Here is a 13298-nt window from a genome sequence, read left to right on the forward strand (position 1 = left end):
GCGAGGCCCTAGGCCTTCGCCGCCTTGTCGTACAGCCTGCGCGCATCCGCGGTGAAGCGGACCGCCGTCGACTCGCGGTCCGTCTGTCCGCCGCTGGTCACGCCGATGATCCGGCCCGGGTGCTCGGCGTTGCGGTAGTCGGCGAGCCAGGGGCCGCCGCTCGTGCCGTCCCAGAAACCGGCACACTCCATCAGCAGCGACACGTCCAGCTCCGGGTCCTGCCGGGTGTCGGTGGTGCAGGAGATGGGCCGGTTCTGCGGGTTGTGCTCCGCGTTGGGGTAACCGACGACCGTCACCCGGCGTTCGGCCGAGGAGGCCCAGTCGGCGGGGGTGCCGCCCACGACGTCCTGGACGTCGCGGCCCTTCGCATCGGGTTCGAGCGTGAGGAAGGCGTAGTCGACGGCATCCGAGGCGTCGGTGTTCCTGCGCCAGCGGTCGTCGACCTGGATGGCGCGGACCTTCCACCGTCCGTAGGGCGCCTTGCCGTTGCCCGGGCCGGCGAAGCCGGGGGCGAAGGTGACGTTCTCCATGTAGCTGCCGTACTCGAAGACGCAGTGGGCCGCGGTGGCGACGACATTGCCCCGCGGGCTGTCCACGACGCTCGCGGAGCAGTAGTGCACGCCGTCCTCGTCGAGCAGCACTCCGGCGGAGGCCGGCCCGGCGAACGGCGCCGCCGACGACTGCGGCGAGGGTCCCGGCGGCAGGGGCGAGCGGCCGCCACCCGTGTCGGGAGTGGCCGAGACCGGACCACCGCACGCCGTGACGGCCGTGAGCAGCGCGACGGCCGGCCACCTCGGCAGTCTCTTCGGGAGAGCGAACCACGTCATCAGGCCATCTTGCCCGCCGACGGCGGTGAGTCCAGTGATCACGGCAGAGCCGGCGATCACACTCCATGAGCGCCTCTCCACGAGTGCCTCTCCACGCGGCGGTCCGCGCCGGCCCCGGCTCCGTCAGTCCAGCCAGCCCCGCAGCGTCGCCTGCGCGCCCGCCTGGAAGCGGGTCTCCGCGCCCAGCGTCGCCAGTAAATGGCTGATTCTGCGGCGGGCGGTGTGCACATGGACCCCGAGCCGGCGGGCGATCGCCTCGTCCTTGAGGCCGGCCGCGAGCAGACCGAGCAGTTCCTTCTGTGCCTTCGGGAGCGCGCAGTCCTCGCCGTCCGGGCCGCCGAGGGGCGTGGCGCGTTCCCAGACCGTCTCGAAGAGGGGGACCAGCGCGTTGTGCAGAAGGGCGTCGCCGATGACCAGGGCGGTGGCCCTCGGGTCCGCCGCGTCGGTCGGCGGGAGCAGGGTGATCCGGCGGTCCACACAGATCAGTTTGGTGGGGACGGCGGTCGTGACCCGGGCCCGCAGTCCCCGTTCGACCAGACCGGCCACCGAGCCCATCCGGCCCGGTGTCGCGAGTCCGTCCCGGTCCAGGACGGTCCGTACCTCGATCCCGCGGTCGAGGAGTGCTTCGATACCGAGCCCGGCCTGCCCGGCACTGCCGTCGCGCGGGCCCTTCACATACGGCGGGCGGTCGAGGATCGCGACCTCGCGCTCCGCCGACGCCAGCAGGTACTCCGCCCGTTCGCCGATCGCCCGCGGTCCCGTCACCACTTCGATCCCGCCCTCCGGGGCGGTGGGTGAGCCGGACATCAGCCGTCCGGCGATCCGGTCCGCGGTCATGCGTAATCGCTCCAGCTCGGCCGAGCGCAGATGCAGTTCGGCCTGGCGGCGGTGGATGAGCGTACGGATCGCGGCGGCGGGCGCCGCCGGATGCGGCAGCGCGCCGTCCCCGTCGGCCGGGACGGCCAGTCCGTGCTCGACGAGGTGCCCGAGCGCCAGGTCGAGACGGTCGCGTGGCAGTCCCAGGAGACGGGCCAGCTCCTCCGCTTGGAGTCCCCGTTCCTTGAGCAGTGCTTCGTAGGTGCGTTCCTCGGCGGCCCCCAGGCCGAGGGTCTGCAGTTCCCCCTCGCTCATGCATCGGATTCTCACCTTGTCTTCACGGACCACACAAGTGTGCGTGTCCACTTGTCAACACGTCGACCACATTGATCGGTTGGCGCCTCACAGGTTGCATGGCCATGACCACCTTTACGGCTTGACCAGCACGTGGGAGGGGTACGAACTGTGCGCAAGGCCAGAACAAGCACACGGAGACCGGGAGTTACCAGGGGGACCGGTCTCGCCGCGCTGCTCGGCGCGGCAGGGCTGCTGCTGACGGCGGTACCGGCTCAGGCGGCCACCCCGCCGGTGGCCGCACCGCCCGCCGACGTCCTGCCGGGGGCAGGAACGGCCACCCCGTCGCTCGTCGACGGCATCAGGGAGGCGGCGGACGCCAAGGCGAGCCCCGCGGACGCGGCCCGTGGCCATCTGGACGCCAAGGAGAGCCGCTACCGGATCGCGGACGCCCGGCGCGACCTCGCTCCGGTCGCGACCGTCGAGCGCGGCAAGGAAGAAGCCGTACGGCTCCAGCAGAAGCACCACGGGATACCGGTGTTCGGCGGGCAGTACGTCGTCCGCATGGAGCACCAGGGCGGCAAGCGGGTCGTCACCGGCACGTCCGGCAAGTACTTCACCGGTCTGAAGACCGGCACCACGGCCACGGTGAGCAACGAGACCGCGGTGCGACGGGCGGTCGCCGCGACGGCGGCCCGGCTCGGCGGCAAGACGCTCAGCAAGGCGGACGCCATCCGCGCCAAGGGCGCCACCTCCGCCCGCGCGGCCGCACTCACCGGCTCGGTCGCGGGCCTCGTGGTGATTCCCCGGGGCGAGGGCGTCCTCTCCCACCAGGTGACCGTGCGCGGCACGAACCCCACCACCGGTGAACCCGTGCTCCAGCAGGTCTTCATCGACGCCCGCGCCGGCTATCCGGTCCTGCAGTTCAGCAGCATCAAGACGCTGGCCGAGCAGCGCAACGGCGCGTCGGGCACGGGCCCGAAGGCGGCCGCGCGAGGAGCCGGCTCCGCCACGGCGGACGCGATCCCGGGCAGCGAGGGCACGGGCGTCAAGCTGGACGGGACCAAGGTCGGCCTGAATCTCGTCTTCGACGGGAACGCCGCCAAGTACCTGATGAGCGACACCGAGCGCATGGCGGCCGGCAGCAAGAACACGCTGACCACCTGGGACGCGCGGCAACTGGACGTCAATGACGTCCTGGGCGTCTGGCCCGGCGGCATCAAGGAGTTCGCCGACCCGTCGAAGGACGTCGGCAAGGAGGCCACCGACGCGGGCGCGGTCGACGCCCACTGGGCCGCCGGCCGGGTCTACGACTACTACCGCGACGCCCACGGCCGCGACAGCCTCGACGGCCGCGGGATGACGGTCAACTCCCTCGTCGGCGTCACCAGCTTCGGCTTCCCGTACGTCAACGCCTTCTGGGACGGCCAGAAGATGGTCTACGGCGGCGGCGACGAGGAGTACAAGCCCCTCTCCGCCGACCTCGACGTGGTCGGCCACGAGATGACCCACGGCGTCGTGGAGAACACCGCCAACCTGGTCTACGCGGGCCAGTCCGGCGCCCTCAACGAGGCCATCGCCGACTACTTCGGCAACGCCATCGACCTGGCCGCGTCCGGCGCCTCCATGGACGACCCGGACTCGGGTCTGATCGGCGAGGACCTCTGCCGTACGGCGGCGCCCCGCGCCTGTGCGCTGCGCGACCTCAACGACGGTGCGCAGACCTCGAAGAACTTCCTCGGGGTCACCTACTCCACCGACAACGGCGGAGTGCACCTCAACTCCACGATCTTCTCCGGCGCGTTGTGGGACCTGCGCCAGGACGTGGGCGGCGAACTCGCCGACCGGATCGTCTACAAGGCGCTCGCGGAGTACCTGACCCCCCTCGACGGCTTCACCGACGGCCGCAACGCCGTCCTCGCCGCCGCCAAGGACCTGGGCGTCAACGCCAAGCAGCTGAACGCCGTGAAGCGTTCCTTCAACGCCCACGGCATCGTGGCGGGCTGGGAGGACGCCCTCGGCGTCGACTCCGACCAGCTGCTGGGCAAGATCAACACCACCGGCACCGGCGCCCAGGCCGGCGGTGGCCAGTGGGTCGTCTCGCAGTCCAACGACGACGGCTCGGAGCCGTACTCCGTCTACACGGGCCGCACCGACGGCAAGGGCGCGGCGAAGCCGGTCAGTCCGAACGACGGCCGCTACCACGTCTACCCGGCCACCGACGGCAAGACCGTCGTGTGGGCGGCGTACGGCACCACCAGCCTGGACATCCTGTCCCGGCCGGTCGCCGGCGGGCCGATCAAGAAGCTCTACACCTCGTTCAGCGGCATCAGCGGACTGCGGGTGGAGAACGGTGTCGTCGTCTTCGAGACGTCCGGCATCTTCGGCGACCGCCATGTCAGCTATCTGCGTCCCGGGGACACCCGGCCCACGCTCGTCGACGGCGGCGGCTTCGACATCCTGACCGCCCTGCCGGCGATCAGGAACGGCAAGCTCTCCTACGCCAAGCTGTATCCGACCCCGGACGACTACAAGCTCGGCGTCGAGATCCTCGACCTGAAGACCGGCAAGGCGACCTTGGCCCAGCAGCTCGGCGAGCCGCAGGTCCTCGGACAGACCGGGGTGAACGCGACCCACGCCTTCTGGCTCGTGGACGAGAACCTGAACGACGAGGGCCAGATGGGCATCCGCAGGTCGGCGCTGGACGGCACCGGCACGGTCGACATCAGTTCGGAGCGCAAGCCGAAGGCGCTGGTCTCCTTCGACCTCACGGTCTCCGACACCGCCGTCACGGTGAACAGCCAGCTGCCCGACCTGGCGCTGCGCAACGAGACGCTGCCGAAGATCTGGCAGCTGACCACCGACGGCTCACAGCAGGAGCGGCTGTCCTGCAACCGCGGTGAGCAGATCTCCCCGGCCGCGGTCTCCGGCCGTCAGGTGGTCTGGATCGACGGAACCACCGGCTGGACCGACCTGGTCAGCAGGGACCGTCCCGCGGGTCAGTGCGGCTGACCTGCTCGCACGGATGACATGACGGACAGAGGGACCCCCGGCGCCCGTGCGCCGGGGGTCCCGCCCGGTCCGCCACAATGGAGCGATGAACACGACGTCCCGACCGGCCGGGAACGGCGAGCTGCGGGCGGACTGCGGGAACTGCTTCGGGCTGTGCTGTGTGGCCCTGCCCTTCACCCGGTCCGCGGACTTCGCGCTGGACAAGGACGCCGGTACCCCCTGCCCCAACCTCGCCGCCGACTTCCGCTGCGGCATCCACACCCGGCTGCGGCCGAGCGGCTTCACCGGCTGCACGGTCTACGACTGTTTCGGCGCCGGGCAGAAGGTCTCCCTGACGACCTTCGGCGGCAAGGACTGGCGGTCGGCCCCCGACACGGCCGCACAGATGTTCGCGGTGTTCCCCGTCGTCCGTCAGCTCCACGAGCTGCTCTGGTATCTGAACGAGGCGCTCACCCTGGAGCCGGCCCGCTCCCTGCACGGCGAGATCCGGGGCCTGCTGACGGAGACCGAGGCGCTCACCGATCTCGGGCCCGACGCCCTCGCGGAACTGGACGTGGCGGCGCACCGGCAGCGGATCAACGTGGTCCTGCTGCGCACCAGCGAGCTGGTACGGGCCGGAGCGGGCCGCCGGAAGAAGGACCGCAGGGGAGCGGACCTGATGGGCGCCCGGCTCAGGGGTGCGGACCTGCGGGGAGCGAGCCTGCGCGGCGCGTATCTCATCGCCGCCGACCTCGGTGGCGCCGATCTGCGCCTCGCCGACCTGATCGGGGCGGACCTGCGGGACGCGGACCTGTCGGGGGCGGACCTGACCGGCAGCTTCTTCGTCACCCAGCCGCAGCTGAACGCGGCCCGGGGCGATGCCTCCACCAGGCTGCCGGGAACACTCGACCGCCCCGCGCACTGGTCCTGAGACCAGGGAACACGCGGGGCGGTGCGGTCGCAGGGCCGTTCCGGCGGTTGCCGGACGGTACAGGGGTCAGCCGTTCGCGAGGGCCACGACCCGGTCGTACGCCCCGTTGAAACGGTCGTGGTCGCCCACGGTCGGTCCGGACGAGGTGTACTGCCACATGGTGTGGGTGTCCCAGCCGGCGGGGAGGGTGCCGGGGGTGGTGTTGTAGCGCGCGATCCACAGCGGATTGCTCGCGCCGAAGCCGGCGTAGTTGCCGGTGCACTGGGTCCACCAGGTGGTGGCGGTGTAGATCACCGCGTCCCGGCCGGTGAGGACCCTGTAGCGGTTCAGGAAGTCCCCGATCCAGGTCACCATGCCTGCCGGGGACTTGCCGTAGCAGGCGTCGCCGTAGGGATTCCACTCGATGTCCAGCGCGCCGGGGAGGGTGCGGCCGTCCTGCGACCACCCGCCTCCGTTGCTGACGAAGTAGTCGGCCTGGGCGGCACCGGTCGTCCTGTCGGGCGTGGCGAAGTGGTACGTGCCGCGGATCATCCCGATGTCGTACGAACCGCCGTACTGCTGGGTGAAGTAGGGGTTCCGGTAGTAGGTGCCCTCGGTGGCCTTGACGTAGGCCCACTTCACACCGCTGCTCCACAGCGTCGGCCAGTCGACGTTGCCCTGGTGGCTGGAGACGTCGACGCCTTCCGACTGGGCGGCGCGGCTGCTGCGCGGCAGTCCTCCCTGGCCGTCGTGCGCGATGACGCCCATGCCCAGATAGGCGGAGCCCCGAGGGGGGACGTCGTCGGCGCCGGCGGTGCCGGGGAGGGTGAAGAGGAGGGAAAGGACAGCGAGGAGTGCGCCGGACACTGCGATGAGGGAGCGGCGGGATCTCCTCGCGGGGCGGAGGGGAACGGTCGTTCCGGATCTTTGCACGGGCACAAGCGTGCCTCCGAAGATCTCGGTGGGGGACCTGAGGACGTGCCGGCAGGCGCCCGCTCCAGCCATATGGTGTGGACATGCCATGCGGAAAGCTACGCACGTAGACCTGCCCGGAGGGTCAGGGGTGGGGAGCTGCCATCGGTCTACGCCTGCGAAATACTGACGGAGCAGCGAACGTGTGAATCGCTGGAAGCAAAATCCGGGATCGGGAAAGCGCGCGAGGGGTGCTGACGTGCACAAAAGCGGTACGAGCGGGGAAGCGGGCCCGCAGGCCGACAACGGCGTGGACCACGAATTCCTGGCCCTGGAGCGGGAGTTGGCGGTCTTTCTGCGCCGGGCGAGGGCGTCCTCCGGCGAGATGGCACGCGAGGTCCACCCCGAACTGGAGCCCGCTGCCTACGGTCTGCTCGTCCGGCTCGACGAGACGGGGCCGCAGCGCGCGACCGATCTCGCGGTGTACTTCGGCGTCGGCAAGGCGACGATGAGCCGGCAGTTGCACGCCCTGGAGGAGCTCGGGCTGGTGACCCGCGAGCCCGATCCGGCCGACGGCCGCGCGTCACTCGTCCGGCTCACCGAAGAAGGTCTCGCGCGGTTCCGCCGAGTGAGGGACGCCCGCCGCGACCGCTACGTCCGCAAGCTCGCGGGCTGGGACCGCGGCGAGATCGCGGAGCTGGCGAGGCTGCTCCATCAGCTGAACGCGCGGGCGGAGAGCTAGATTTCGTCCTCGGCCGCTCGGCCGATGGGATGACCGCCGACGCCGAACGGGTGGCGGGTCGCCGCTGCCGGCGGACGGCCTGGGCCTGCCGCCCGGCGCCGCCGAACGGGTGGCGGGGGCCGCGGTGTCTGCCGACGCCGAACGGGTGGCCTGCCGCCGCTGCTTGCGGCGGCCGAACGGGTGGCGGTCCCCAGGCCGCCTGAAGCGGCCGAACGAGTGGCGGGCGCCCGCTCGCCGACCGGCGGCCCGACCCCGGCGCGCATCGGACCGGCGGCCCGACCCCGGCGCGCATCGGACCGGCGGCCCGACCCGGGTGCATCGGACCGGTGGCCCGGTCCCGCTCAGAGCTCCGCGAAAACCACCGCCGCGTCGTCGTGCAGCTTCCAGCGGATCACTTCCGTACGCTCCTCTGCCGCCGCCTCGATCGTCCGGACCCGGTCGATCAGGCCCTGCGGCCCCTCCTTGCGCAGCAGCGCCACGCACTCGGTCCAGCTCCCCTCGGCGAACATGTCGACCCACCGGGAGGCGCCGTCCGTCAGCGCGGCCACCGCGCGGACCTCGGACCGGGGCGTCCGGCCGGTCACCGCGCGGGCGGCCACGGCCGGGTCGGCCGCGGCGGTGAAGAACCCGCCCTCCGCATTGCGCAGGAGGTCCGCCGTGGCGTGCGTCCGCAGCTGTTCCCGCGGCAGCCGGTCGATGCGGTCGTCCAGTACCGCCCGCACCTGGCCGTCGGGCGACTCCAGCAGCAGCGCCGAGTCGGAGAGCACCAGATGCTCGACGTCGTCGTGCGGGCCGCCCCAGCGCACCATCACCACGGTGGCCTGCGGCGTACGCACGTGAGAAAGGTCACAGGTGTCGCGGTGGGCGTCGGCGGTGCGCCGGATTGCCGCCGAGAGCGCATCGGCCAGTGTCATATCCCGGAGTGAACCGGACAGTTCGACCAGCGCGCCGCCGAGCCGTGCGGTGAACCACGGCACCCCGTGCACACACCCGAAGCCCGACACCGGCGGGGTCACACCGTCCAGCACCACCAGCGTTCCCCCCTGGCCCGAGGCGGGAAGGGCGACCGACGCCCAGTCCTCGTTGGGGTGTTCGGGCGAGCCGGGTGCGGTCGCGAGTTCGATACGCATGATCCCCAGTCTGCACGACTCGTTCACGATGCCTGCACCCCTGCCGAAATGCCGCGTACCGGCAGGTCAGGGCATGTTCCTCGGTGACGGGCCGCCGGGCGGCGAAGCTGCGGGCGCGCATCCTGCCAAAGCCCGGCCGGAAGATCCAGCCGGCCGACCGGAGAGGGCCGATCCGGCGACCGGCGCGAGTTGTTTGCCAACTCCGGATTGCTGTTCACTCGTTCAGGTGGCGGAGCGGCCGATGCGCGCATCCCTCCCAGGAGCACTGCAATGGTCTGAAGCCGTGCAGGGGGCGGGAACTCGCGTGTGACCGGTCGTCATCTCTGCTGCAAGGGCGGACAAGTCAAGCAGGATTGCGAGCACCGGTGCAGAAGAAGCGGCCTCAGGCCCCCCTGGTCCCTGAGACGTTCCCGGCACAGGAGACCTCGCCGGACCCTGTCGCGCGCGGCCGCACGAAGCGGGTGCGCAACCGGCTGGTCGCGGGTGTCGCCGTCGTCGGCCTCGTCGTCATCGCCGCGGGCACGCCCGGCATCCTGAACGCCTCCGCCGAACTGACCGAGTCCCAGCGCCTGGTCACCCTCGCCGGCCTCAACCGCGAGGCCGTCACCCTCGCCCACTCGCTCGCCGACGAGCGCGACGAGGTCACCTCGTACATCGCGGCCGGACGCGAGGACCAGAAGGGCGAGGAGAAGGACCGGCGGGTCGTCTCCGACAGTACGAGCGCCCGCGTCGACCGGCAGATCGACGAGATCGGCAGCCTCATCTCCGGCGACCACGCCGGACTGCGGCGCGAACTGGCCGCCGTGCCCTCCGTGCGCCGCACCGCCCTGACGGGCAAGGGCACCGCCACCGAGGCCCACCGGGCGTACTCCGGCGTCATCGCCCATCTGCACGCGGTCGCCGACGAACTCACCGAGAAGACCCCGCCGCGCGCCTGGGGGGCGTCCCGGACCGCGTCGGGCGGCGACACCCGCGCGCCCGCCGAACTCGGGCTCGCCGTCGAGCAGGCGTCCGCCACCCGCGGGCTGCTGCTCGCCGCGCTCGCCGTGCCGGGCAAGGGCACCACCGAGACCATCGACCCGATCACCGGGCTGCCCGTCGAGGAGGAGCAGGCCGACGCGCCGGGCGACGCCCTGCGCAACGGCCTGAGCGGCGCGGCCCAGCAGGCCCGCGTACGCGAACTCGCCGCCCTCGCCGACTTCGACCAGGCCGCCGGCAAGGACGCCCGCGATTCGCTGGCGGCCACCGTCACCGGACCCGAGATCAAGACCGCCGAGGGCTATCTCGCCCGACTGACGGACCAGCCGGTGCTCTCCAAGGGCGAGCGCAAGTCCGACCACGAGAAGGTCGAGGCCTCGCTGACCGCCCGCATCGAGCAGATGCGCAGCGTCGAGTCCTCCCTCGCCTCCGGCCGGATCACCAGCTTCGAGAAGCTGCGGGACGACGACGTCACCGCCCTGGAACTCCAGATCGCCCTCGTCGGCGGTCTGCTGATCCTCGCCATCGGCGTCTCCTCGGCCGTCGCGCGGACCCTCACCCGGCCGCTCGCCGTCCTGCGCATCGGCGCGGCCCGCCTCGCGGCGGCCCCCGAGGTGGAGGAGCCCGTACGCTTCACCGGCCGCAACGACGAGTTCGCCCAGGTCGTACGGTCGCTCAACACCCTGCACGGCAAGCTGAGCGACCTCTCCCTGCGCGCCGAGCGGCTGGAGGGCGACCGCGGCGACCTGGCCGGTGCCCGCGACGACCTGGCCGCCGAACTCGCCACCGGCCGCGCCGAACTGCAGCAGCGCACCGAGGAGCTGACCGCCGAACTCACCCGGCTGCGCACGACGATCGACCACACCTTCGTCAACCTCTCGCTGCGCACCCTGGGCCTCGTGGAGCGTCAGCTCGGCGTGATCGAGAAGCTGGAGGACCGCGAGCAGGACCCGGAGCGGCTCGCCACCCTCTTCAAGCTCGACCACATGGCCACCGTCATGCGCCGGCACAGCGAGAACCTCCTGGTCCTCGCCGGCGCCGAACACGGCCACGCGAACCCCGGCCCCGTGCCCCTCGTCGACGTGCTGCGCGCCGCCGTCAGCGAGATCGAGCGGTACGAGCGGGTCGTCATCCAGTCGCTGCCGCCGCACGCCCAGGTCGCCGGCTTCGCCGCCGACGACCTCAGCCATCTGGTCGCCGAACTGCTGGAGAACGCCACCTCCTTCTCCCCGCCGGACGCCCAGGTCGAGCTCTCGGGCTGGCTGCTGGAGAGCGGCGAGGTGATGCTCTCCGTGCAGGACAGCGGCATAGGGATGACCGGTGGCCGGCTCGCCGAACTCAACGCGCGGCTGGAGGACCCCGAGGGGTACGAGACCCGTCCGGGCAAGGACGGCGAGGGCCTCGGGCTGCGGGTCGCCGGTCTGCTGGCCGCACGCCACGGCGTACGGGTCCAGCTGCGGGAGCAGAAGCAGGGCGGCATCACCGCGGTCGTCGTGCTGTCCAGGGGCCTGCTGCCCAAGGAGCCGCCGGCCGAGCAGCACACCGAGAGGACGGCGGGCGCCACGCCCGCGGTCCAGCAGCCGGGTTCGGTCGCCGAGGCCAACTCCAACGCCCTGCCCAGCAGTCCGCGACAGCTCGCCCACACCGCCGACCCGCTGGTGGCGGCCGCGGAGGCCTCCGTCCGGGCGGCCGAGGCGGAGGCGGAGGCGGAGACGCACGAGCGCACGCCCGACGGTGAGCCGGAGCTCCTCGGCACGGACCAGGCGACGTTCGAGATGCGCCTGCCGGAGACGGCGGAGCCCGCGGCGCAGGCTCCGTCCCCGGTCCCCGCCCAGGCCCCTGGCGAGACTCAGGCGCGGCCCGCCGAGACGCGGCCCGCAGAGCCCGAGGCCCGGCCGGAGCCCGCCGGCGACCGGCCCGCGCCCGTCTGGGACCGCGTCACCGACAAGGGCCTGCCCAAGCGGACGCCCAAGGTCGTCCAGCCCGCCACCACGCCCGGCGAGCGCACCGGCAGCGTCGATGCCGACGCCCTGCGCCGCAGGCTCGGCGGCTTCCAGCAGGCGGCCGAGGAGGGCCGCCGCGATGCGCAGGCGGAGATCGAGCGCACCGCACCACGGACAACAACAGAAGATGCGGGGGACACAGTCGAGGAGGCACGCAGTTGACTGCGACCGGGACGTTCGGCCTGAGCAGTGAAGCCCGCAATCTGCACTGGTTGCTGGGCAATCTCGTGGAAGAGGTGCCGGGCGTGCGCTCGGTCGCCGTCGTCTCGTCGGACGGACTGCTGCTCCTGTCCTCCGACCCGGCACAGAACGCCGCCTCCGCCGAGGCCCCTCGCCGGGAGGGTCCGCGCGGCTCCAGCGCCGACCTCGCCACCATCGTGTCGGGCATCGGCAGCCTCACCATCGGCGCCGCCCGGCTGATGGACGGCGGCGGTGTGAAACAGACGATGGTCGCCATGGAGGAGGCCAGTGTCTTCGTCATGTCGATCAGCGACGGCTCGCTGCTCGGCGTCCAGGCCGACGCCGACTCCGACATGTCCGTCGTCGCCTACCACATGGGCATGTTCGTCGGCCGCGCCGGACACGTCCTCACCCCCGAACTCCGCAGCGAACTGCGCCAGTCGTTGGAGGGCTCCCAGTGACGTCCGCCCGCAAACTTCCGGTGCGCGGCGAGAACCGCCGCCCCGCCCGCGTACGCCCGTACTCCCTCACCGGAGGCCGCACCCGCTTCGGCCATGTGCTGCTCGTCGAGACCTTTGTCGCGGCGCTGGAGGCGCCCGCCGAACGCAGACAGCTGCCTCAGGGCGACCTGTCCTCGCGGGTCATGCCCGAGCTCCAGGCCATCGTCGAGCTGTGCCGCCGTATGCGTACCGTCGCCGAGATCTCGGCGATCCTCAAGATGCCACTGGGCGTTGTCCGGGTCCTTCTCAGTGACCTTGCCGACCAGGGAAAGATCCGTGTGTACGGCACCGGGCACGGGCCCGGACGGCCCGAACGCGCACTGCTCGAAAGGGTGCTGAGTGGACTCCGCCGCCTCTGAAACGCTCACCGCTCCGACCGCCCCGGAGCCGGAGACCGGTCCGCCGCCGGCCACCGACGACGGCCTCAAGGCCTGGCAGCTCGACCACACCCGTGCCCCCACCGCCACCAAGGTCGTGGTCGCGGGCGGCTTCGGGGTGGGCAAGACGACCTTCGTCGGCGCGGTCTCCGAGATCACACCGCTCCAGACCGAGGCGCTGATGACGACGGCGAGCGAGGAGACCGACGACCTCGCCTCGACGCCCGACAAGACGACCACCACCGTCGCCATGGACTTCGGCCGGATCACGCTGGACGACGACCTCGTCCTGTACGTGTTCGGGACACCCGGCCAGCAGCGCTTCTGGTTCATGTGGGACGACCTGGTGCGCGGTGCGATCGGCGCGATAGTCCTCGCCGACACCCGAAGGCTCCAGGACTGCTTCCCGGCGCTCGACTACTTCGAGAGCAGCGGGCTGCCGTACATCGTGGCCGTCAACCACTTCGAGGGTTCCGAGCTGTTCGAGGCCGAGGACGTGCGGGAGGCCCTGACGGTGCCCGCGCACGTGCCGGTTGTGATCATGGATGCGCGCAGCCGGATCACCGTGATCGAATCGCTGCTCGCGCTGGTCGCCCACGCGCTCGAAGCAACCCCCGAACAGTCCTGACAGACGAAAG

Annotated in this window: 11 protein-coding genes; 7 read left to right on the forward strand and 4 right to left on the reverse strand. The window is 71.7% G+C overall.

Translation table 11 applies throughout. The features are described from left to right. Positions 1-8: 8 nt before the first annotated feature. Together ACQPWZ_RS24560 and ACQPWZ_RS24565 are read right to left on the reverse strand one after the other, a co-directional pair. Positions 9-827, reverse strand: a complete 819-nt coding sequence (locus tag ACQPWZ_RS24560; protein ID WP_433572382.1) for a trypsin-like serine peptidase — start codon at positions 825-827, stop codon at positions 9-11. Between the two features lie 123 nt (positions 828-950). Continuing rightward, positions 951-1958 (reverse strand): helix-turn-helix domain-containing protein, encoded by a 1008-nt coding sequence (locus ACQPWZ_RS24565; RefSeq protein ID WP_340475337.1) that lies wholly within the window; start codon positions 1956-1958, stop codon positions 951-953. A gap of 150 nt (positions 1959-2108) precedes the next feature. Between ACQPWZ_RS24565 and ACQPWZ_RS24570 the strand changes: the two genes are divergently transcribed. After that, complete coding sequence (locus tag ACQPWZ_RS24570; protein WP_433572383.1) at positions 2109-4949, forward strand: M4 family metallopeptidase; 2841 nt, start codon at positions 2109-2111, stop codon at positions 4947-4949. A gap of 85 nt (positions 4950-5034) precedes the next feature. Then, positions 5035-5859 carry a pentapeptide repeat-containing protein gene (locus tag ACQPWZ_RS24575; protein ID WP_433572384.1) on the forward strand — a complete coding sequence of 275 codons (825 nt, stop codon included), beginning with the start codon at positions 5035-5037 and terminating at the stop codon, positions 5857-5859. Between the two features lie 66 nt (positions 5860-5925). Here ACQPWZ_RS24575 and ACQPWZ_RS24580 read toward each other — a convergent pair whose 3' ends face one another. Then, positions 5926-6777 (reverse strand): lysozyme, encoded by an 852-nt coding sequence (locus ACQPWZ_RS24580; protein ID WP_405572708.1) that lies wholly within the window; start codon positions 6775-6777, stop codon positions 5926-5928. 232 nt (positions 6778-7009) lie between these two features. Between ACQPWZ_RS24580 and ACQPWZ_RS24585 the strand changes: the two genes are divergently transcribed. Beyond that, positions 7010-7492, forward strand: a complete 483-nt coding sequence (locus ACQPWZ_RS24585) for a MarR family winged helix-turn-helix transcriptional regulator (RefSeq protein WP_433572385.1) — start codon at positions 7010-7012, stop codon at positions 7490-7492. 341 nt (positions 7493-7833) lie between these two features. Here ACQPWZ_RS24585 and ACQPWZ_RS24590 read toward each other — a convergent pair whose 3' ends face one another. Then, a complete protein-coding gene (locus tag ACQPWZ_RS24590; RefSeq protein WP_356705431.1) occupies positions 7834-8622 on the reverse strand; it encodes a protein phosphatase 2C domain-containing protein in 789 nt (262 codons plus the stop codon). A 365-nt stretch (positions 8623-8987) separates the two neighbouring features. On the opposite strand from ACQPWZ_RS24590, the gene ACQPWZ_RS24595 reads away from it, so the two are divergent. Genes ACQPWZ_RS24595 through ACQPWZ_RS24610 form a run of 4 tightly spaced genes read left to right on the forward strand, consistent with a single transcriptional unit; the run spans position 8988 to position 13288 of the window. Further along, complete coding sequence (locus ACQPWZ_RS24595) at positions 8988-11765, forward strand: sensor histidine kinase (protein ID WP_433572386.1); 2778 nt, start codon at positions 8988-8990, stop codon at positions 11763-11765. Continuing rightward, entirely contained in the window at positions 11762-12244 is a 483-nt protein-coding gene (locus ACQPWZ_RS24600; RefSeq protein ID WP_340475343.1) for a roadblock/LC7 domain-containing protein, read from the forward strand. Before ACQPWZ_RS24595 ends, ACQPWZ_RS24600 begins: the two co-directional genes overlap by 4 nt. Further along, the gene (locus tag ACQPWZ_RS24605; RefSeq protein WP_327680338.1) at positions 12241-12642 is read left to right on the forward strand and encodes a DUF742 domain-containing protein; all 402 of its coding nucleotides are present in this window, start codon (positions 12241-12243) and stop codon (positions 12640-12642) included. The genes ACQPWZ_RS24600 and ACQPWZ_RS24605 overlap by 4 nt, the downstream gene beginning before the upstream one ends. Further along, complete coding sequence (locus ACQPWZ_RS24610; RefSeq protein ID WP_433572387.1) at positions 12623-13288, forward strand: GTP-binding protein; 666 nt, start codon at positions 12623-12625, stop codon at positions 13286-13288. The genes ACQPWZ_RS24605 and ACQPWZ_RS24610 overlap by 20 nt, the downstream gene beginning before the upstream one ends. Positions 13289-13298: the final 10 nt, after the last annotated feature.

This window comes from Streptomyces sp. CA-251247, from assembly GCF_050952975.1.
GTDB lineage: Bacteria > Actinomycetota > Actinomycetes > Streptomycetales > Streptomycetaceae > Streptomyces > Streptomyces achmelvichensis.